Genomic DNA, 21,282 nt, shown 5'->3' with positions numbered 1-21,282 from the left:
CGCTTTTAAAGTTTCCTTCTGATGGAGGAAAATCCTATGCGTTACCTAATGATCGCAGTTCTGTCTTTGTCTTTTGCCGCTTGTTCTACGAACCGCAATAAAGCTGAAAAAATCGATACGAAACTTGAAAACCCTGCTCCTGTGGGCAGCGGAAATATCGGCATTAAAGATGGCGATATGATTTACCAACGTAAAGTTGCGATGAATGAACAGCTGCGCACTTTAGAAAATGAAGTTTACGATCTTGAAGCGCGTGTGTTTGGTGGCTCACGTTATCTGGACAACCGCGGATTGTACGGCGTGCTTCGTGATTGCCGCTTACAAATGGGGGATACAGATAATGCGGGAGACGGAAAAATGCGTTGGACGGAAGCTCGCACTTACGTAACTTCCGAAGAGGATTTCTCCAAAATGGGAGTAGAAAATAAAAAAGACATCGTTGGCGTCACCGAAGAAGGACTTCGTGATCGCATCGAGCGCTTCAAAGGCTACAAAGAAATTCTGTTAAAACGCCAGGACGAGTACGAAACAAAAGTAAAAATGTGCGAGCTTGAGTTGAAGCAACAAAAAGCGAAAAGCAAAGTTGAAGGGACTTAATAATGCATTTGAGTAAATCTTCCGCTTTAATCTCGTTGGTATTTCTTGCGGCTTGTGCTCACAAGCCTTCTGACAAAGCGGAGAATCTGACCTACGTAGGCTTGGCGGATTCCAAGAATTCTTTCGTAAGAACGATTGCACCCAAGGACGGCAAATGTCCGGCGGTGCAATTCGCTAAAGCTCCCGGTGAAGTGGAAGTCTTAGCCACGCAGGAAACGAAGTTCGACACAGCAACCGTTTGTGAAGCGAACCTTCCTGAAGGAACGAAAACAGTTATCGTAGGCGAGCGCCAGATTTCAATTCCGGAATCGCCAAAACGTATCATCATTTTCGGAGATACGGGCTGCCGTCTGAAAGGGAACTATTTCCAAGATTGCAACAATCCTCAGGAATGGCCCTTTGCTCGTATCGTAAAAGCTATCGACAAAGAAAATGCCGATTTGATCGTGCATGTCGGTGACTATCATTATCGCGAAACGTGCAATGATCCTGTGAAGTGTGCTCCCTTTAAAGATACTCTTGGGTACGGCTATCGCGCATGGGAAGCGGATTTCATCGCGCCAGCGGCGTCTTTGTTGCAAGCAAAGCCCTTTGTCTTTGTTCGCGGAAATCACGAGGATTGTCAGCGTGCCCACGAAGGGTTCAGCAAGCTGTTAACTCCACTGGGTGAAAATTCGTGCCCACAATTCCAGGAAACTCGTTACACAAGTTTCGGAAATGTATTGATGGTGAATTTTGATAACGCCACTTTATCTGATCAAAAGCAAGATCCAAAAAGTCCTGAGATGGCAGTATGGCGTGCGCACTATCGCAAGATGGTGAACATGATCAACTCTCGCTCAGAAAGCGAAGTGTGGTTGTTGGTGCATCGTCCGATCTGGGGCTTGGCTCCGAATTGGAATGGACCAGCCGCGGTATTGCCAGTGAATCTGAACATGCAAACGCTGACGAAGGAAATGCCTTTACCAAAAAAGGTGAAATTCGTTTTCGCAGGCCACATTCACAACACGCAGATCGCAGTTGGTAACAATCGGCCTGTGCATATCGTAATGGGCGAGGGTGGAACAGCACTTGATCACTATGATGCCGCCACTCGCAGGCTTATTCCTGCAGGATTCACAGTCCTTCCGTCAAATCATGGCTACATGGTTTTAGAAAAAGACAGCGGTGGCAAATGGCTCGGCACCGTGAAAGGATACGACGGCCAAACTAACTTCGTTTGCTCCCTCGAAGATCCCAAGATGCCTTGCGATGCTCCTGTGAAGAATGAAGTGACCAAATAGTTTCCAGCAAGCCTCCCGCGCGGAGGCTTTTTTATTTTCTATAAAGCCCGTGACTGACTAAAGTCGGGCGTGAGATCCTTTGTGCATGAAGCATCTCGAAGAAAAAACTCTCTCATCAAAACGTATTTTCCAAGGTCGATTTTTAAAGGTGGAGCAGGACCAGGTTCAAGCTCCTGATGGGAAGATTTATCATCGCGAGTACATTATTCATCCCGGCGCGGCCATGATGATTCCGATGCTGCCGAATGGAAATGTAATCATGGTTCATCAGTATCGCCATGCCGTGAAGCAGGTGATGCTCGAGTTCCCGGCGGGTAAGCGGGATAAGGGCGAGGACAGTTTGGTCACTGCAAAGCGCGAACTTATCGAAGAAACTGGGTATTCTGCAAACGACTGGAAATTTCTGACTCCCATTCATCCCGTGATTGGTTATTCCAATGAGCAGATTGATCTTTATTTGGCAAAGGACCTTAGCAAGACTGAGCAACGTCTGGATCACGGCGAATTTTTGGAAGTGGTGGAAGTGGCTCCCAAGGATCTGATGATGCTTATTCAGCAGGGTAAATTAACTGATGTGAAAACCCAGATAGGCGCCTTTTGGCTTGATAAAATTCTGCGCGAGGAGTGGAATTGAGAGGGAGGATCCCCTCATGTTGGTACAGTCAAAAGACAGCTTTAAAACAAAAGATAAACTTAAAGTCGGTGCGAAAGAATATACGATCTTCAATCTGAAAAAGATCTCGCACCCGAACCTAAAACGCCTGCCGAATTCACTCAGAGTTCTTTTGGAAAATCTTCTGCGTCACGAAGACGGAGTGCATGTCACTAAAGAAGATATCGATTCCCTTCTTAGTCTTAGCAAAGAATCTTTGTCGCGGGAGATTTCATTTTTCCCGGCTCGCGTGTTGATGCAAGACTTCACTGGTGTTCCTGCTGTCGTGGATTTGGCAGCGATGCGGGATGCGATGAAAGCACTGGGTGGAGATCCAACGAAAATCAATCCCCTGGTTCCGGTGGATCTGGTTATTGACCACTCGGTGATGGTGGATTCTTTTGCAACGCCTACAAGTTTTCAAGAAAACGTAAATATGGAATTTCAGCGCAATCATGAGCGCTATGTGTTCTTGAAGTGGGGGCAGCGTGCTTTCAAAAATTTCCGTGTGGTTCCTCCAGGGACAGGTATTTGCCATCAAGTGAATTTGGAATACTTGGGTAAAACGATTTGGAATGCTAAAGGTCAGCATGGCGAATATGCCTTCCCAGATACTTTGGTGGGAACGGATTCTCATACGACGATGGTGAATGGTTTAGCGGCACTTGGCTGGGGTGTCGGTGGTATCGAGGCCGAAGCCGTGATGCTGGGCCAACCACTGAGCATGTTGATTCCTGAAGTGATTGGCTTCCGTTTAGAAGGAAAATTAAAAGAGGGCACAACGGCGACAGATCTGGTTCTGACCGTGACTCAAATGCTTCGTAAAAAAGGTGTTGTTGGTAAGTTCGTTGAATTCTATGGCCCGGGCTTGGAAGGTTTGTCATTAGCTGACCGTGCGACAATTGCGAACATGGCACCAGAGTACGGTGCAACTTGTGGTTTCTTCCCAATCGACGAAGAGACGATGAAGTATTTGCGCATCTCCGGCCGTGATGATGAAACCATCGCGTTAGTGGAAGCTTATGCCAAAGAAACAGGAATGTGGCGTACAAGTGATGATGAACATTTCTTTTTCCATGACACGTTGAAATTAAATATGTCTGAAGTGGTTCCGTCTTTGGCGGGACCTAAACGTCCTCAAGATCGCGTGTTGCTTGATAAAGCGGCGAGCGATTTCGGCACTCAGCTGACCACTGGATTTAGTGTTGCGGCTGATAAATCAGCGAAAGATAAATTTGCAGCTGACGTTGAAGGCCAAACATATAAGTTAGGTCATGGGGACGTGGTCATTGCGGCTATCACCAGCTGTACGAATACCTCCAATCCGTCTGTCATGATGGGTGCAGGTTTGGTGGCAAAGAAAGCCGTTGAGAAAGGTTTAAAAGTAAAACCTTGGGTGAAAACTTCTTTGGCTCCCGGTTCTCAGGTTGTAACTGATTATCTTGAAAATTCAGGGCTACAGAAATATCTGGATCATTTGGGCTTTAATCTTGTGGGTTATGGTTGCACGACTTGTATTGGTAACTCGGGTCCACTTCCTGAACACATTGCTCATGCTATTGAAAAAGGAAATTTGGTTGTTGCTTCGGTTCTTTCAGGGAATCGTAATTTCGAAGGTCGTATCAATCCCCATGTGAAAGCCAACTATCTGGCGTCTCCAATGCTAGTCGTGGCTTATGCGCTTGCAGGGACGATGCAGCTAGATGTTATGAAAGATCCAATTGGAGAAGATGGTCAAGGTAAGCCCGTGTACTTGAAGGACATCTGGCCAACCAATAAAGAGGTCTACGATATCGTCAATCAGACGGTTGAAACGAAAATGTTTAAAAACCGTTACGGTAATGTGTTCGCGGGAACTGAAGACTGGCAAAAAATCCAGACCGTTCCTTCGCAAACGTATGCGTGGGATGAAAGTACTTATATTAAAAACCCCCCGTACTTTGCGGGCATGAAGAAAACTCCAGACAAGTTGTCTGATGTGAAGGGCGCGAGAATTCTTGCGATTCTGGCGGACTCGATTACGACGGACCATATCTCTCCTGCTGGAAGCTTTAAAAAAGATTCTCCAGCCGGAAAATACCTGATCAGCAAAGGTGTGCAGCCAGTGGATTTCAATTCCTATGGTTCGCGTCGTGGGAATGATGAAGTGATGGTGCGTGGAACATTCGCTAACATCCGCATCAAAAATGAAATGCTTCAAGGTGTGGAAGGCGGGATGACAAAATACATTCCTTCCGGCGAGCAGATGTCGATCTTTGATGCTTCGATGAAGTATCAAGCCGAGAAAACTCCACTGGTGGTTGTCGCTGGTAAAGAGTACGGAACGGGTTCTTCCCGTGACTGGGCAGCGAAAGGGACGACTCTGTTGGGTATTCGGGTTGTGATTGCAGAAAGTTTCGAACGTATTCACAGATCTAACTTGGTGGGCATGGGTGTCTTACCTTTGCAATTCCACACGGGAATGGATCGTAAAACTCTGCAATTGGATGGATCTGAAGTTTTGGATATCGTGGGTATTGAAACGATGAAGCCACAACAGGATATTACGGTGCGAATCACTCGTTCGAATGGCAAAACTGACGAGGTGAAAGTGAAGTCCCGTGTCGATACAGCCGTTGAATTGGAATATTTGAAAAACGGCGGTATCTTGCATTACGTCTTAAGAAAGCTTATGTAGTTTTCGATTTTTTGTACAAGTTCTGGACAGGCATTTAATTTTTTTAAATCCCTGTCCAGTTTTCGTTTTGTGAGCCCTGGGGTTATCAGAGACAATAAAGCTGTAAACGGAGTTACAGCTTGAAAGCATTTTTGATCTTCATAAATACATTCGTTCTATCTCAAACAGCTCTCGCTAAAATGCCTCTGAATGAATTGGACAGCCTTAAGCAAATCGTTATCGCAGCTCGAGTGGCTATAAATGATCCTGGTAATCCCGCGATAAAAAAATGCAACATAAAAACTGAAGGCTTGGAAGAGAAGCTTCAGCAGGCGAAAGACAACGCGAAGAAAAGCTGGAGCAAGCAAACCGTTGGAAAAGCTGATATTGCCTTGTTAACTAAAGCGATTCACAACTGTTCGAGTCGTGTGACCTGTGAAGTGTATGATAGCTACATCACATCTGTTAAGGTTGCTCCCGAAATCGAGAAACAAGTGGAACCACTTAAAATAGTTTTAGATAAGAATTTGATGGAACTAAAACCCGAAGCTTACAAATCTGCATTGAAGACTGTAAAGAATCCCTGCGCTCTTTTAAAAGCAATCAGTAAATAGTATACTGTTTTCATGTATATCGTACCACCTCCTCATCCATTGCTGCCGACAAGTCCTCGACAAGACAAACGCAAGCGTTTGTTGGTTCGAATCTTTATGACTTTAACTGTGATCTTTTTGGGTTTGTTCATCTATCAAACTGCGATCGGTTCAAGCCTTATTGCAGCTGTTTATGTGGCGGGTTTTATTATCTCGCTGGTTCTGTCTGATATTTTTCGACCGCCATCACAAGTGAACTCTCAGGAAACAGATATAGGTCCTGCGTAAACAGTTTGATGTTTTAAAGTCCACCAAATTTGATGTATTCTCAGAATATGCCAGCACGTAATCGTCCAGGAAGTTTTGAGATTTGGATCATGTCGACAGCCTTTTTAGCGAGCTGTTATTGCGGATTCATGTTTTTTTGGAGTGTGATTGATGCTTTTGATTCAACGGCGACGATGTACGGGATTGGAGTCATGATTTCCTCCTACATTGGAGTTAAAGTTGCTGGTCCGAAACGTCCTAGAGTAGACTGATCCCATGCAAACAGAACGTCAGATCTTAGTGCGTGAACTTATTTGGACATTTGTTCTTATTATTTTTAATCCCTTCAATTTAATCACGCTGTACAGTCACTATACCGGAAAAAGATTTTTAGGCGTTGAACACGCCCAAAGCGGTGACGTGATGAAGACCTACGTTTTGCCCACGGTGATCTACGCCATCGTCTGGCTGATCCTGAAGAAATGGAAACGCTGGAGCTACTGGAATCTGTATTTCTTCTCGTTCCTGGGAGCAATCGCGATTTATTTCGTTCTGTTCACTTACTTCATGAAATAACGGCGTCGGACATTGACCCTTTTGGGGTTTCGGTCATACGCTTTTTTTAATGAAGCTGCAAAAATCTTCCGAACGGCAATATCAACAACTGAAATCCCAAAAAACCGGGGAAGAGTATTCCTTGTCAAATGTGATTTCCGATGTTTTATTTTCGGAGGATATTTTCCTATCCCACGAAATTATCCGTCCTAACTCACGCTCTTCAGCGCCACATTTTCACACTGATACGAACGAGATAATTTACGTTCTCGGTGGCAGCTTGGTCGCTGTGGAAGGCAACAATGAGGTTCAAGTGGAGCAGGGCGATTCCATCATGTTCGAACGACAGTCAGGCAAACATCACTTCTTAAAAAATGATTCGACCTCTCAAGCACACGTTCTAGTCATCCGCCGAAAAGTTACAGCTTCCGACGTAGTGTTTTAGCCGACCTGGTATCAGTACCCTGTTAGAAAAAATAGTCCTTTTCGCTTCAAACCCACAACTCCATTAGTTGCTCGTGGCTGAGTCCACGCAGGCGAGTTTTTGAGTAAGGTCGACCCAACGCTTCGAGCTCATTCAATTGAATATAATCCCGCACAATCTGATACGGCTTATACCCCTTAATCACCCGAGAAAACGGCCGATACTTCCAAACTTTTGGGCCATCGTTTTTCTGGGAATGGGTATCGGTCAAGCACTGGGCGAACTGTCCCGCCAGCACCCGCATGAAACTCTGTAAATTCGAACGCCTGCGACCACGCACCAAAATGTGCACATGATCCGTCTGCACTGAAAATTGCTCCACCTTGACATAGAATTTCACGGCATATCGCCTCAACAATCGAGTCATCAATGCAAAACTGCGCGAACTGCGAAGACCGCTCTTCACAGCTGCCTTATTTACTTTAAAAACTAAATGCATGGGATGTCTGTGAGAAAGGGTTCGAGCCCCACGTCCCTTGGAAGAGCGACGAAGAATTCCGCCATGACAAAGTCGATGCTTGGCTGGAATTTTTAGTAAATTGAATGTTTCCTGTTTCATAATTCTTTCCATCTTTTTCGGACGATGTTTCGAATGACGAGGTTGACCGATACCCCCGGATGTTAAGATGGAAGTGCAAATGTTGATCTTGTATGTAAACCACCGAGCCGGTGAGGGAACGAAGATTAGTCCGGGCAACGTATTTGCGCTCGTCCTTAATTGGAGAATGACCTCGTAGAAATTTAGTGGTAGGTTTTAACGATGGATCGAGTTTTAAAAGAGCTGCACGATGCTCTTGGGATAAATGAAACACATCTTCTGACGAATAAACTTCGTATGCATTTGCAGCCCCCGTTGGAAATGCTTCAGGTTGTGGATGTGGATTGTGGGGGAAGACCTTTTATTCTGGTTCGGTCGGCGGCCAAGGCTTGGCTTGAAATGAAGAAAGCAGCGGCGGTAGACGGCATCGAGCTTTTGCCATTTTCTGGATTTCGTTCTTACCATTATCAGATGAATTTAATTGAGCAGCGTTTGAAACAGGGCAGAGAACTCGAAAATATCCTAACCCAAGTTGCGATTCCAGGTTTCAGTGAACATCATTCCGGCAGAGCCATTGATATTCACGAGCCCGGCAAGCCACAGCTAGAGGTGGAGTTTGAGAGGAGTGAAGCATTCAAATGGCTTCAGAAAAACGCGGCGAAATTTAATTTCCGACTTAGCTATCCCAAAGATAACGAACACGGAATCATCTATGAACCTTGGCACTGGTTCTACACAGGCTCTTGAGTTGTTGTTGAAAGTCGTCGTAAAGGCGTCAAAAAACGACTGAAATGGGCCGGTATTAAATTAGTGCGTAGCAGTTTTAACAACAGCGCATAGGATAAGAAAAGGCACGGTTGAAACAACCGTGCCTTTTTGTTTTTTCAGAAAGAACTTGAGGACGAGAACCACACTATTGCAGCGTCGCCAATGCATTTGCAAGTTGGGTCATGCGGGCCGCGGTGTGGTTTTTCAAACCGATGCAAGTGCCTTGGACGTAGCGGTTGCCCTGGTACAACTGAATGTTCGCACGTGGGCAGGTTTGTACGTTGGCTCCCTTTAAGGATGCGATCTCACGTGTTTGGGTGCTTAGAAATGAGAAGTTCATGTCAGACATCGTCCCAATCGTCGGCGCGCCGCCTTTAGTTACCGCATAGAACTTCCCGCGTTGATCTTGCCACACTGTGAAGTGTGATTTTTGCTGGCCGAAAACCACCACAACACGGAAGCCATTAAAGGATGCCGCTTTTTTAGGGGAGGATTTAGGTGCAGCAGTTCTGCGCTGAACGCCACCTTTTTGAGGGGCCGCAAAAGCTAAAGCCGGAATTAAAACTAAAAGAGAGATTAGGTATTTCATTATTTAATCCCTTCTTTGCCATCTGTCGGAGTTGACGGAGTCACACCGCCAGGAGACGCCGCCTTTGGAACGCCAATCGCCTTAGCCATTGCATCGGGGCTGTGAGCATCGCAGTACAAGAATTTCGATTTATCATAGCAACCCAGTTTTTTTCTTAAAGCGGGATTCGCAGTGACAATACCATCGATGCGCAATTGAAATTCTGGTTCTTCAGTAAACCCATCGTCAGGTCTGCCAAACGAACATTCGTCACGATATGCATTCGCAATTCCCTGACGCCACTGAGACGTGGAAAGATCTGAATATTTCCCGGAAATATAATCTGTCATCACTTCCGAAGTCATCCAGTCAGAAAAGGAACGCGTGATCTGATCACCTGTGCAGAATCCGTTTTCTTTAAAAGGAACCGCATTGTTACGTTTAGCTCCAGCGGATTTATCGGAGCGCAGGCAGGAGATAATGCCTTTGACCGGATAATCCCTTTCACTTTGATCCAATGACTGAACTTTTTCTTTGGGGCGTTGGATGATGCTGTTGATTCCACAAGGATTGATCATTTCTGAAAGTTCAGAAGCAATCATCTTAGAGATAACAAACTCCGACATGCCAGGCGTAGCCTTGCAAAGATAGAACGTGTTGTCCGAGTGAGTGTAAAAAGAGTTCGGCCAAAGGGACTCATCCAGACTCGCGCTCAGTTGTTCACACTCTGTCGAGAATTTCATGTTGGTGAATTTTGCAAGCAAAGCTGTGCGCGCTTTTTCGTCCAATGGCAAGGAAGCCAGTTTTCTGATAAAAGCTTTTTGCACACTCGGAAATGTTTCCGTTTTTAATTTTTCAGCGAAGTCAGCTTTGCCTGATTTTGCAACACCGACAGAAGTTCCGTCCGCGGCACCAATGCTTGAACAAGTAAATGCAGCAAAGTCAGCGCAGGTCGAGTCTTTTTGAGCGTGGGCTTGTAGCCCGACAAGAAGGAGACTTAGAGTTAAAAACGTCTTATTCATAACTCTAAGTCTAAATTTTTTAAGAAATTTCGTCTATCGAAGTGGCCTGGAATCGGTTAATTCCAGACCAGGAAATTACTTCCTATCATCCATTTGTAAAATGAACGCAAATTCGACGGCAGTGTCTTTTAAGGCGTCAAAACGGCCGGAGGCGCCACCATGTCCTGCTTCCATATCGGTTTTAAGCAGGATCACGGTGTCGCCTTTGTTATGGTCGCGAAGTTTTGACACCCATTTTGCTGGTTCCCAATACTGGACCTGGGAGTCATGCAAACCTGTGGTGACCAAAACATTCGGGTACTTTTGATCCTTTACATTGTCATACGGGGAATACGTACGAATGTAATCATAAGCTTCCTGTTCATTGGGATTTCCCCACTCGTCATACTCGCCAGTCGTTAGCGGTATCGATTCATCAAGCATGGTTGTGATCACATCAACGAAGGGAACTTGTGCTACAACGCCGTTGTAAAGGTCAGGGCGCAGATTCATTACTGTTCCCATCAACAGACCACCAGCACTGCCGCCCATCGCATAAACGTGGCCTTTTTTAGCGTAACGCTGTTTCAACAGACCTTCCGTCACGTCGATGAAATCATAGAACGTGTTCATTTTCTTTTTAGTGCGACCGGTGTCATACCATTCGCGTCCCATCTCAGAGCCACCACGGATGTGAGCTTTCGCAAATACAAATCCGCGATCCACCAAGCTAAAGAAAGAAGAACTAAACCAAGGATCCATGTTCGCACCGTAAGAACCATAACCGTAAACCAACATCGGGGCCGAAGAATCAGCGCGGAATTCTTTTTTCATCAGCAAGGAAACTGGAACTTTCACACCATCGCGAGCCGTGATGAAGACACGCTCTGTGCGGTACTTGTTCGGGTCGAAATTTGGGACCTCGCGAGTTTTACGCAGAATCTGCTCATGAGATTTCAAGTTAAAATCGTAAACACTCGGAGGCAGGCGCATGGATTCATATTCATAGCGAAGCCATTCGGTATCGAATTCACGGTTGTCTCCAACCCCGGCCATAAAGCTTTGATCCGAGAATGGAATGATGAACGGATTGTTTCCATGGATATCGCGAATCTCGATTTCAGTCAGGCCATTGCGACGAATATCTAAAACCAAGTGGTGCTTAAACACTGTGATGTCAGAGATATAAGTGTCTTGACGGTGAGCCACGAGCTCTTTCCAGTCTGCAACTGCGGTGTGACCGGGTTTTGCTGTCATCACCCGATAGTTTTTAGCATCCTTGTTCGTCGTAATATAAAAAGTCTGTCCATCATCATTCACAGCGTATTCAAGCTCGCGATGGCGGGGAGCAAAGACTTTAAACGCATCCTGAGGCTTATTGGCAGGCAGGTAGTGCACTTCGCTCGTCAGTGTTGCTTGGGAAGTGATGTAAATGTACTTACGGCTTAAAGATTTTAAAACGTAGCAGCTGAATGTTTCGTCTTTCTCGTGATAGACGAGTTCTTTTTTCTGCGTTTTCAAATTATAGCGATAGATTTTTTCTGAGCGTAAAGTTTCAGGATTTTGCTGAGCAAAGAAAATCGTTTCGTTGTCATCGGCCCAAACCAAATTGCCCGTAGCCTTCTCGATTACGTTCGGAAGTTTCTTGCCGGTTTTCAAATCCACAAAGTGAATGTCATAAAATCTGCGGCCCACAGTATCTTCGCCATAGGCCATCATCATGTCATTCGGGCTGATGCGCGGGCCCGTCGTATCGTAATATGTGTGCCCTTTGGAAAGCTCGGGCTCATTTAAAAGAATTTCTTCTTTGTCGCCATCAATCTTTGTGCGCACGAAGAGCGGGTACTGCGCGCCCTTTTCAAAGCGTGTCGAGTACATGTAGGGTCCCATTTTCGCGGGATAACTTGAGTCGTCTTCTTTGATACGACCTTTCATCTCTTGAAATATTTGTTCCTGGAGGTCTTTGACGGGAGCCATGACTTTTTCAGTGTAGGCATTTTCTTGTTTTAAATAATCAATGACCTGAGGGTTTTCACGATCGCGCAACCAGAAATAATTATCGGTGCGACGATCGCCAAATTTTTCCATGATGTGGGGATTTTTTGCGGCTTTAGGAAAGTCTTGCGGATATTTGTGCATACAGGAAACTCCAAACAATACCAAAAAGGGACAAAGATACGTCTTCATCCTCTTATGGTAAGTTTTGGAGAATCCCTGAATCAAGTCGTCCTGCGTTTTGACGAACAGTTTGGCAAACGTGGGTGAAGAACTCTGTCACTTGTTCGTAGCGACGATTTTTATAGAAGTATTGACGGTCCTTAGACAGCACTTCAGCCACCATGGGGCCTGAAGTAAAGAACATTTGAGCGGCATTGCCCCAGGCAGAGCACGTTCCGCGATTCACAGCCTCGCGGAAATCAGAGCTAAAGCTTTTGCTCACATCCGTTGCAAACTTAGCGCGAACACGGCGGCTAAAATCCGCTTCGGTATCGCCTTTAAAAGCGATGGCATTCAATTGGGCTTCACTTAATAATGCTCCCACCAGCTTTTTGCCTTTGCCGTATTTTTCCAATTGCAGGCGTTGAAGAGCGCGGCTTGTACAGTTTTGAGCGCTGCCTAATTCATCTACCATCACTTTAACTAAAGCGGACTGGCAGATGGCTTGGGCTTTACCAATGAACGCGCTATCCAAGTTATCCGCATTTCTTTTGGCTTTTTCCACGGCCGCCGCAAAAGCTTTGTTATTAGCTTCTTTCTTAACTTCCGTTTGAGATTTAGAAGTCATGCAGGCTTGAGCGCTTAAATACTCTTTACCGTCAAAAACGCGTGCTTTAAGAAATTCATACTTACCGGATTGCTCGGATTTCAATTTAGCGCCACCAAAACGATAGGCCACGACGCTTTCCGCGAAATCTTCGTGAGGATTGGTTTTGCCATACAATGAAACAGCTTTGCTGGGATCAACCAGACGGGCGGTGCGACCACTGACTTGCCAGCCAGCAGTTTTAAACCATTCTGGGGAGTCATCGACGTCATCTTTACGAGCCACCACGTGACCCAGCTCATGCAAAAGGCTTTGTTGGCGCTCCGCCTGAGTCAGATCATTCCACATGTCGTAAATTTCCATGGTGGAATTCGCAACACTTTCGCCCACGGGCAATTTCATACGGTTGCCACGTTTGACGTGAACAAGTTTGCGATTGTAATCCAATGGGTAAAGCTCGTTTGGATAATCCGAAAGAGCCGTCAGAATATCTTCCAGTTCATCCGCGCGCCATAAGGAAGCATTCGCTGTGCGTAGGTGCGACCCGTTGAAACCAAATCGTTTTAGCATGTAAAGAATTTGAATTCCCACGCGAGTTCCATAGATCGCTTGAACTGAACAAAGAACCTTATTGCACGGAGATTTCAAAACCAGCGGTTTTGCTCCCAACATGCTGATGTCGTAAAAGTGCAGGTCACGAAAGAGCTGTAAAAGCTCTGGGTCTTCGTCTTTAAAGCTGACGCCATAAATAGTTTCGGATTTTTTAGTGAGGCTTGACGGTTGCAAAGCTTGCAACATTTCGGCGTCTGAAGGAGCTCTGTGGTTCTTGCAAGGAGCATCGGCCACTTGTTCTGGAGAAACAGACCACCAATCTTGAGGTTCGCGGGCGAAGCTCAATGATGCGAAAATCAAAATGATGATGAAACAGGGCAACGCCTTCATCCGGTTCCTTGTCCAAAACTAATATTGGAGTAAGGTTCTGAATGAAAGCGAACTGAAAGGCAAGATAGAAATCCCCATTTCGGGTCAAGAAACAGGGATTTTTGTTAAGGGTGCGCCTCAAATGAGCTGGAGCTGGAACGACGTGAATTTTGGGCTGTTAACGCCTGGTTATAGGCGTCCAAAAAAGTCGTGCGGGCGAATTTTTCAATCGAGGTGACGGTAGAATTTTCTTTGTCCCGGGCATAGCTGGAGGCCAATAAACCATTGCTGGCGGCGTGATCCAGTTCTAATAGGGCATTCGCCATGCTTTCTGACATGCCAGCGCCGATCATATAGTTCTTTAATTCAACGTCAGGGACTTCGGCATACTCCAAAGTGGGCTTACCAATTGTTTGCCCCAGTACACGGGCGATTTCGCGGTACGTAAGGGTGCGCTCACCCAATAGATATTCAATGTTATGGGAACGGAAGGTCGGATTGGTTAGTAAAAACACGGCGCGAGCGGCGATATCTTTGGTTGCCACCATATCCACGGGTGCATCTTCAGGAATTATTCCAAAAATTTTATCCATGGCGATAATGGTCGGAATTTCCATCACCAGATTTTCCATATAAAAAGCCGGGCGCAGATGGACGATATTTAAACCCGCGATGTCGTTCAGGCGCGACTCTTGATCGTGCAGCCCCAAAACCGGTCCTGTACCGCTTTCCAGGTCAGCGCCAGCGCTGCTCAGATTCACGACGTGTTTGAGGCCGACCTCTTCGATTGCTTCGGCTATCACTTCACCGATTTTATTGGCGTAAAAACGCTGTTCGATAGTTTTGGCATCAGGGGGAATCATAACGAAGGCGGCAGAGCAACCCTTCAAGGCGTGGATCATGGTATCGACACTGTTGGCATCGCCTTCGATGATATCTGCACCATAAAACTTTTCGGGATCAGGAAAGTGGCGAGCCAGAACGCGAACTTCATGCCCGTGAGACAACAATTCCGTCGCGATCTTAGAACCCACATGTCCAGTAGCGCCCATTACCAGTATCATCGCAAGCCCCCTTGTTAATACTTAAATTCTAAGAGGAGCTGAACGTTTCGTGGACCTGTATATTTACATAGGACGAATCATGAAAAACCCGCACGCCCTCCGCCTCGCGCTTGACGATTTTTGACGAATCGCAATTCTGCGAAGGTCAAGCGGGGAGGGCTTGGGAATTGTGCTATTTAGCTTCGACCAAAAGTTGTTCGGCGTGGGCCAGGGATGTTTTAGAGATCTTTTCGCCGCTGATCAGACGGGCAATTTCTTGCACACGATCTTTTTGTTTGAGTTCTGAAACTAGCATAGCAACAGAATCTTTCTGCGGAGATTTTTGGATAAAGAAGTGTGCATCGCCAAATGCTGCGACCTGTGGCAAGTGAGTGACACAGATAACTTGCTGGCCTTTAGCGATAGTCTTAAGCTTGCGACCCACTTTTTCAGCCGTTTCACCCGACACACCTGTGTCGACTTCATCGAACAAGTAAGTGCGCGGCTGATTGCTGGAACCCACAACTCGTTTCAAGGAAAGCAAGATACGTGAAAGCTCACCACCGGAGGCGAATTTCGCCAAAGGACGTTTTACATCTTTTGAAGACGTTTGGCTTAAGAATTCTACATCGCTTACGCCTGTCGCACTTAGGTCTGCCAGCTTATCGATTTGAACGTGGAAAGTGACACCTTTCATATTCAAATCCAAAAGCTCCGCATTCACGCTGTCAGCAAGAAGGTCGGAACCTTTTACGCGACGTTTGTGAAGATCCTGACCGAGTGTATCCAGTTCTTTGAACAGGACTGCGGCTTCTTTGCGAAGAGATTCGATTTTCACATCAGAATTTTGCAGGTTGGAGATTTCAATTTCCATCTCCATCAAGGCTTTTAGGATATCGTTGACCGATGAACCGTATTTCTTTTGCAGTTTGCGCAGATCGCTCAAACGGCCTTCAACTTCTTCAAGGCGTTGAGGGTCGGCATCGATCTTGTTGGCGTAATTACGAAGCTCGTAAACGCTTTCATCGATCAAGGCTTGGGCTTGCTCTAAAAGTTCCAGTTTCGCCGCAATTTGCGGGTCCACGCCAGAAACTTCCAGACCTTTTTTCATGACGGCTTTTAAACGGCTGATCGCCGAATCGTCGTCGGTATAAAGAACCGATTCCGCCTGATCCACAAAGGAACCAATGCGGCTGGAGTTTTTAAGTTTTTTAACTTCCGTTTCAAGTTCGATGTCTTCGCCGGGTGAAAGATCCAGGTTTGCGATCTCATCACGTTGGTAAATTAAGAAATCCAGACGCTGTGCTTTTTGTTTGGCATCGCTTTCAAGTTTTTTGATCTCTTCAAAGATGCTGTGATAGCGATTATACTTTTCAGTGAAAAGCAGGCGCTTATCCCAAGTGCCAGCATATTGATCCAATAAATCCAGGTGGTAAGCCTTGGACATAAGATTGCGATTCTCGTGCTGGCCCGTCATTTCGATCAAAGGTGCCGAGTGCCCCGCAAGCTCCACTAGGGGAGCCACGATATCGCGCAAGCTGTTTAAAGTGCTCAAGGAACCGTTGAGATAAACCTTGGATTTGTCTCCGGTGCTCAGCACGCGGCGAACGATCAGGATATCTTCATCGGCATCGATGCCCATTTCTTTTAAACTGTTTAAAATATCATGGCGTTTGCTGATATCAAACGAACCCTCGATGGTCGCTTGAGTGGATCCTGTGCGAATGGTGTCGCTGGAACCCTTACCGCCCATCAATAGGGATAAGCTTTTTAAAAGAACAGATTTACCCGCGCCCGTCTCACCGGAAAGGATGTTAAGTCCATCTTTGAAAACGATGTGCAGATTTTCGATGATCGCAAAATTTGAAACTTTAAGCTCAAGAAGCATAACTAAGTCCGGTCTCCAAATTTAAGTTTTTCACGAAGCAAGTGGAAGTAATTGTGATCAGGATGTCTGACCATCCAGTGATCGTATTGCGAGCGAGTCAGAATAACTTCATCGTCCGCTGTGATTTCGGTCATTTTTTGTCCATCGACGATGAAATGCGCTTTTTGCGTTTTTCCATCCAGTTTAAAGGACAATTGATTTTTATCCGGCACGATCAAAGGACGAGACGTCAAACTGTGAGGAGCCACCGGTGTCACCACCAGCACTTGCGCCTCGGGATGCAGAATCGGTCCGCCCGCTGCCAAGTTGTAAGCCGTGGAACCGGAAGGGGAGGATACGATGAAACCATCGGCCTTCACTTCACTTACCAGATGTTTATCAGAATAAATGGCGGTGTTGATCAATTGGCTCAAAGAACCTCTTTCAATCACCATGTCGTTCAGGGCGTGATATTCAGCGCGGGCTTTTCCTTTACGCAGAATTTTCGCGTAAATCATCGAGCGTGGACGAAGTTCCATCTCGCCCACCAATGTATCTTCGATCACTTCGATTGCTGAATCCGCATTGTGTGCAGTTAGGAAACCCAGGGAGCCCATGTTAAAGCCCAAGATAGGAACATCCCGACCCTCAAGAATGCGCACGGCGCGAAGGTAAGTACCATCGCCACCGAGAACGATAACCAGCGATAAGGAATCCAGTTGTTTTTTAGTCGATGCAAGTTTAGTCCCCGCCACCAGTTTTTGACCTGGAGCTGTGAAGACCTGGTGGCCTTGTTTTTTTAAAAACTCGGCCACGCGTTTCGCAAGGGCCACTGCGCGCGCAGTTTCCAGGCGATAAACCAGAGCGATATTGCTTTTGCCCGGAATAACCAACTGACTGTTCGATCTCATCGCTGTTTTCTTCATTAAATCAATCCATCACGTCTTAGCAAAGCATTTGGATCTGGTTCGCGACCGCGGAACTTTTTGTAAAGATCCATCGGATGCTCAGTTCCACCTTTGCTCAAGATAAACTCTTTAAACTTACGGGCCACTTCAGGAGAGAATAAACCTTCCTCTTTGAAGTATTCAAATGCATCCGCATCCAAAACTTCCGCCCATTTGTAAGAGTAGTACCCTGCAGAGTAGCCACCTGCAAAGATGTGACTGAAGCTGCAAGAGCTATTTGTGCCAGGGACCTTCGGGAACAAACGAGTTTCGGCCGTAGCCTGTTCCTCGAATGCGTCGACGTCTTTGATCAATGAAGGATCCGCTGTATGCCAAGCCATATCCATCATACCAAATTGCAATTGACGGCAAGAGGCATAGCCTGCTTGGAATTTTTGCGAAGCTTTAAGCTTGTTGATCAATTCCACTGGCATGGGTTCGTTTGTCTCATAGTGACGGGCAAACAAATCCAAACCTTCTTTTTCGCCAGCCCAGTTTTCCATGATCTGTGAAGGAAGCTCCACGAAATCCCAGTAAACATTTGGACCGCTCAAAGATTGGTAAGTCACATCAGAAAGCATTCCGTGCAAAGCATGACCGAACTCATGGAACAAAGTACGAACTTCGTCATAAGTCAGCAAGGAAGGTTTTGTCGGAGTCGGTTTCGTAAAGTTGCACACGATTGAAACGTGTGGACGAACCAATTTTCCACCCATCAAGCCTTGACCACGGAACTGAGTCATCCATGCGCCACCTTTTTTAGTCTCGCGCGGGAAGAAGTCCGTATAGAACAAGCCCATGTAAGTGTTTTTATCATCATAGATTTCGTAAACTTTTACTTCCGGATGATAAACCGGGATGTCTTTGTTTTCTTTGAACGTCAAACCGTAAAGCTGTTTCGCGTGGGCGAAAACACCCTCAACCACGTTTTCAAGTTTGAAGTAAGGACGCAGGTCTTCTTCGTTGAAAGCGTATTTTTCCTCTTTCAATTTTTCCGAGTAATAGCCAAAGTCCCAAGGTTTTAATTCAGGGATTGCATCCAGTTGACCTGCAAATGCTGCCACTTCAGAAACATCACGCTGACCAGCTGCTTTGGATGCATCCAAAAGTTTGTGCAGGAAAGTGCCAACAGTTTTTGGATCTTTCGCCATACGTTCTGCCAATACAAATTCTGCGTGAGTTTTGAAACCCAAAAGGTTGGCGCGCTTTGCACGAAGAGTAACGATCTTTTTTACGATCTCTTGGTTGTCGAATTCACCACCGAAGGCGCGTGAAGCATAAGCTTTCGACATCTTCTCACGCAAATCGCGGTTGTTCGCGTAAGTCATGAATGGAAGGTAAGAAGGAATTTGCAAGTTGAACAACCAGCCTTTTTTACCTTTCGCCTCTGCCGCAGCAGCTGCTCCCTCAAGGATGCCTTCAGGAATGCCAGCAACGTCTTTGTGATTTTCCAAAACCATTTCGAAAGCGTTTGTCGCTTTCAAAACATTCTCAGAATATTTCGGACCCAGGACGGACATCTCTTGGTCAATTTGGCGAAGAGTTTCTTTGTCTTTATCAGACAACAAGGCGCCGTTACGAGCGAAAGACAAATATGTTTTTTCAAGCAGGCGATTTTGCTCGACTGAAAGTTTCATGTTGGCGCGGTTGTCATAGACCGCTTTTACTTTTTTGAAGATCACTTCATCCAAAGCAATGTCAGAGCTAAGTGCCGTAAGTTTTGGATAGATCTCTTTGGCCAACGCTTGGAAAGCTTCGTCAGAGTGAGCCGATTCCAAGTTGCCATAGATTCCTGCGATACGATCGGCCATTTCAGAAGCTGTTTCCAAAGCGACGATTGTGTTTTCAAAATCAGGTGTGGCTGAATTGTTTTTGATTTTTTCAATATTTGCTTTTGTGGATTTCACAGCCTCATCCAAAGCTGGCAGATAATGCTCAACTTTGATTTGGTCAAAAGGCACGGCCTGATCTTTGGCAGTGAAGGGCGCTAAAAGAGGATTGTTTGAACTCATAATTTCTCCTGTTCGGGGGTGCGCTGGCAGATCAGTTCTTCCGTGTCGAATAAACTCATTTGACACCGCACAAGTGAAACGGTTATCCCTTGAGAATAGCGCAAAATAAAGCAAAAAAGCCCGTGTTAACGGCTGTGTTTTTTAATTAAAATTTGGTGCTTTTAGGTGATACTTAAGGACGCAAATGCCGCGCCTCAATAAGAAAGGGCTCTTAGAGGTAGTTCCGCTAAGAGCCCATGAATGTTGCGGCATATAAACCGGTTAGAACCGGTGAGGAGCGCCGCACTCCTCATATTTACTTAAATCAAGATTAGTAACGGTAACCAGCGCCTACGCCGAAACCGATACCCACACCAACTCCGAAACCGATACCAACACCGCCGCCACCGTAAGGGTATGCACCGTATGGGTAACCGGAATAACCGTAACCAGTGTTGTAGCCGTAACCGTATCCATAGCCTGGGTTGTAGCCCGTGTTCCATCCGTTGTTGTAACCGTTCACACAGATACCCAAGTTCGAGCTACCGATAGATTGGCAAGTTGCACCCGCACCGCAAGAGTTTGCCTGGTCGATCAAGCAGCTTGTCGCCACTTGGCCTGTGCAGTTCGCACCATTCCCGTTACGAACTCCTGAAACTTGTTGGAAGTTGTAACCAGATTGAGGAGCGCCGTAACCTGAATTGTAGTTGTAAGTGAAGGAGTAGATCACATTCCAGTTAAAGCCTGTTTGAATACGGTAACAACCCATACCCATCACAGAGTTATATGCTGGTGCGAAACCCAGTGGGCATCCGCAAACACCATAAGATTGGAAGTAAGTTTGATAGTTGTAGTTCGTACCACCGTAGGGGAATGAATAAGGCATCCAACCATTATATGATCCGTAAACACCGTTATTACACAAAGTGCTGGAAGTGATACAGCGAGCATCGCCCTGAACCGGAGTCGTCGCAACGGCACCACCGCCGCCTCCGCCGCCGCCAGAATCGCCGCAGGCTACTACCAATAAAGTCATCAATGTAACGAAGAGCCTTTTCATAGGTACTCCTTAAAAATTAAAAGCATCAACATCGCCTTGTATTTCAAGAGGTGTGCCCTCAGTGTCTCATCTTGAAACCCCGTTAAAATCGATCTGACTGGCAGAATTTGCATGGGAGATGCCGCTTTTGGGCACCCTGCGCCGCAAAAGAGTAGGCAGGGGCGATTTTGAATGGCAGCATTAAAGAGTTATTAATATCGAAAGGAGTCGATACGTGAAATACATGGGATGTTTACTGTCTCTTCTGTTAGCTCTTCCAGCGAGCGCGGCAATTCCAGCAAAAAAATCCAATCCGACAGGCCCAAAAATTCTTTCGGGAAAAGGTGAGCTTTATGGTGGCTTGTCAGGGACGGCTTTTACTTTATTAGACGTAAGAAGAACTGCTGATAAAGGCAAAAAAGTAGAGCGTCTTGTATTTGATGTCGGTGATGCTAACGGTGGAAAAATGAAGGGTTGGCCTGGATACTTCCATGCAGAGCTTAAAGACAAACCCCAACGCCTGGTTTTATCTTTTTCGCAAATGCCGGTCTCTTTGGTGAACACAATTGCTCTAAATCACCGCATGAAAGATTCTTATGCAATCAAAGCGACAGCGATGAGCCTTGATCCGGTGGATAGTTCATTGAATCTGACGATGGATTTAAAACAAAACACGAAAGTGCGCGTGTACCAAGTAGCTGGTAAAAAATCGACTTCTAAAGTCGTAGTTGATTTGCTGGCGGAGTAG

Annotated in this window: 21 protein-coding genes; 11 read left to right on the top strand and 10 right to left on the bottom strand. The window is 46.0% G+C overall.

The features are described 5' to 3' along the window. The first annotated feature begins 36 nt into the window (after positions 1–36). The 9 genes from ACLSU7_RS08790 to ACLSU7_RS08750 all read left to right on the top strand — a co-directional run bounded on the left by ACLSU7_RS08790 (position 37) and on the right by ACLSU7_RS08750 (position 7,048). Entirely contained in the window at positions 37–597 is a 561-nt protein-coding gene (locus tag ACLSU7_RS08790; protein WP_413295162.1) for a hypothetical protein, read from the top strand. Positions 598–599: 2 nt separating this feature from the next. Further along, entirely contained in the window at positions 600–1,880 is a 1,281-nt protein-coding gene (locus tag ACLSU7_RS08785) for a metallophosphoesterase (RefSeq protein WP_413295161.1), read from the top strand. Between the two features lie 85 nt (positions 1,881–1,965). Further along, positions 1,966–2,514: an NUDIX domain-containing protein gene (locus tag ACLSU7_RS08780; RefSeq protein WP_413295160.1), complete on the top strand. Its 549-nt coding sequence runs from the start codon at positions 1,966–1,968 to the stop codon at positions 2,512–2,514. A gap of 16 nt (positions 2,515–2,530) precedes the next feature. Continuing rightward, entirely contained in the window at positions 2,531–5,209 is a 2,679-nt protein-coding gene (gene acnA, locus ACLSU7_RS08775) for an aconitate hydratase AcnA (RefSeq protein WP_413295159.1), read from the top strand. Positions 5,210–5,328: 119 nt separating this feature from the next. Continuing rightward, the gene (locus ACLSU7_RS08770) at positions 5,329–5,802 is read left to right on the top strand and encodes a hypothetical protein (RefSeq protein WP_413295158.1); all 474 of its coding nucleotides are present in this window, start codon (positions 5,329–5,331) and stop codon (positions 5,800–5,802) included. 12 nt (positions 5,803–5,814) lie between these two features. Further along, positions 5,815–6,069, top strand: coding sequence for a hypothetical protein (locus tag ACLSU7_RS08765; RefSeq protein WP_413295157.1), 255 nt, complete (start codon positions 5,815–5,817; stop codon positions 6,067–6,069). Positions 6,070–6,116: 47 nt separating this feature from the next. Beyond that, positions 6,117–6,320, top strand: coding sequence for a hypothetical protein (locus tag ACLSU7_RS08760; RefSeq protein WP_413295156.1), 204 nt, complete (start codon positions 6,117–6,119; stop codon positions 6,318–6,320). Positions 6,321–6,324: 4 nt separating this feature from the next. Further along, the gene (locus ACLSU7_RS08755) at positions 6,325–6,624 is read left to right on the top strand and encodes a hypothetical protein (protein ID WP_413295155.1); all 300 of its coding nucleotides are present in this window, start codon (positions 6,325–6,327) and stop codon (positions 6,622–6,624) included. 49 nt (positions 6,625–6,673) lie between these two features. Then, entirely contained in the window at positions 6,674–7,048 is a 375-nt protein-coding gene (locus tag ACLSU7_RS08750) for a cupin domain-containing protein (protein WP_413295154.1), read from the top strand. A gap of 46 nt (positions 7,049–7,094) precedes the next feature. On the opposite strand, the gene ACLSU7_RS08745 is transcribed toward ACLSU7_RS08750, so the two are convergent. Beyond that, complete coding sequence (locus ACLSU7_RS08745) at positions 7,095–7,646, bottom strand: transposase (protein WP_413295153.1); 552 nt, start codon at positions 7,644–7,646, stop codon at positions 7,095–7,097. 201 nt (positions 7,647–7,847) lie between these two features. Here ACLSU7_RS08745 and ACLSU7_RS08740 point away from each other — a divergent pair, with 201 nt between their 5' ends. After that, a complete protein-coding gene (locus ACLSU7_RS08740) occupies positions 7,848–8,372 on the top strand; it encodes a D-alanyl-D-alanine carboxypeptidase family protein (RefSeq protein ID WP_413295152.1) in 525 nt (174 codons plus the stop codon). 166 nt (positions 8,373–8,538) lie between these two features. On the opposite strand, the gene ACLSU7_RS08735 is transcribed toward ACLSU7_RS08740, so the two are convergent. From ACLSU7_RS08735 to ACLSU7_RS08695, 9 genes are all read right to left on the bottom strand, one after another. Further along, positions 8,539–8,982, bottom strand: a complete 444-nt coding sequence (locus ACLSU7_RS08735; RefSeq protein WP_413295151.1) for a hypothetical protein — start codon at positions 8,980–8,982, stop codon at positions 8,539–8,541. Further along, the gene (locus ACLSU7_RS08730; RefSeq protein ID WP_413295150.1) at positions 8,982–9,983 is read right to left on the bottom strand and encodes a hypothetical protein; all 1,002 of its coding nucleotides are present in this window, start codon (positions 9,981–9,983) and stop codon (positions 8,982–8,984) included. Before ACLSU7_RS08730 ends, ACLSU7_RS08735 begins: the two co-directional genes overlap by 1 nt. Positions 9,984–10,058: 75 nt before the next feature. Continuing rightward, positions 10,059–12,101, bottom strand: coding sequence for a S9 family peptidase (locus ACLSU7_RS08725; RefSeq protein ID WP_413295149.1), 2,043 nt, complete (start codon positions 12,099–12,101; stop codon positions 10,059–10,061). A 52-nt stretch (positions 12,102–12,153) separates the two neighbouring features. Continuing rightward, the gene (locus ACLSU7_RS08720) at positions 12,154–13,668 is read right to left on the bottom strand and encodes a hypothetical protein (RefSeq protein ID WP_413295148.1); all 1,515 of its coding nucleotides are present in this window, start codon (positions 13,666–13,668) and stop codon (positions 12,154–12,156) included. Between the two features lie 104 nt (positions 13,669–13,772). Further along, positions 13,773–14,711, bottom strand: coding sequence for an NmrA family NAD(P)-binding protein (locus tag ACLSU7_RS08715; RefSeq protein ID WP_413295147.1), 939 nt, complete (start codon positions 14,709–14,711; stop codon positions 13,773–13,775). 172 nt (positions 14,712–14,883) lie between these two features. Further along, on the bottom strand, positions 14,884–16,578 hold the full coding sequence (recN, locus tag ACLSU7_RS08710) for a DNA repair protein RecN (protein WP_413295146.1): 1,695 nt from the start codon (positions 16,576–16,578) through the stop codon (positions 14,884–14,886). A 2-nt stretch (positions 16,579–16,580) separates the two neighbouring features. Continuing rightward, positions 16,581–17,483: an NAD(+)/NADH kinase gene (locus tag ACLSU7_RS08705; RefSeq protein WP_413295145.1), complete on the bottom strand. Its 903-nt coding sequence runs from the start codon at positions 17,481–17,483 to the stop codon at positions 16,581–16,583. Continuing rightward, positions 17,483–19,516: a M3 family metallopeptidase gene (locus tag ACLSU7_RS08700; protein ID WP_413295144.1), complete on the bottom strand. Its 2,034-nt coding sequence runs from the start codon at positions 19,514–19,516 to the stop codon at positions 17,483–17,485. Before ACLSU7_RS08700 ends, ACLSU7_RS08705 begins: the two co-directional genes overlap by 1 nt. A gap of 310 nt (positions 19,517–19,826) precedes the next feature. Further along, positions 19,827–20,555 carry a hypothetical protein gene (locus ACLSU7_RS08695; protein ID WP_413295143.1) on the bottom strand — a complete coding sequence of 243 codons (729 nt, stop codon included), beginning with the start codon at positions 20,553–20,555 and terminating at the stop codon, positions 19,827–19,829. 223 nt (positions 20,556–20,778) lie between these two features. Here ACLSU7_RS08695 and ACLSU7_RS08690 point away from each other — a divergent pair, with 223 nt between their 5' ends. Next, on the top strand, positions 20,779–21,282 hold the full coding sequence (locus ACLSU7_RS08690; protein ID WP_413295390.1) for a hypothetical protein: 504 nt from the start codon (positions 20,779–20,781) through the stop codon (positions 21,280–21,282).

Origin of the sequence: Bdellovibrio sp. HCB185ZH, assembly GCF_047302455.1 — a bacterium.
In the GTDB taxonomy this organism is placed as follows: domain Bacteria; phylum Bdellovibrionota; class Bdellovibrionia; order Bdellovibrionales; family Bdellovibrionaceae; genus Bdellovibrio.
This window is presented reverse-complemented; position numbering and strand designations above follow the sequence as displayed.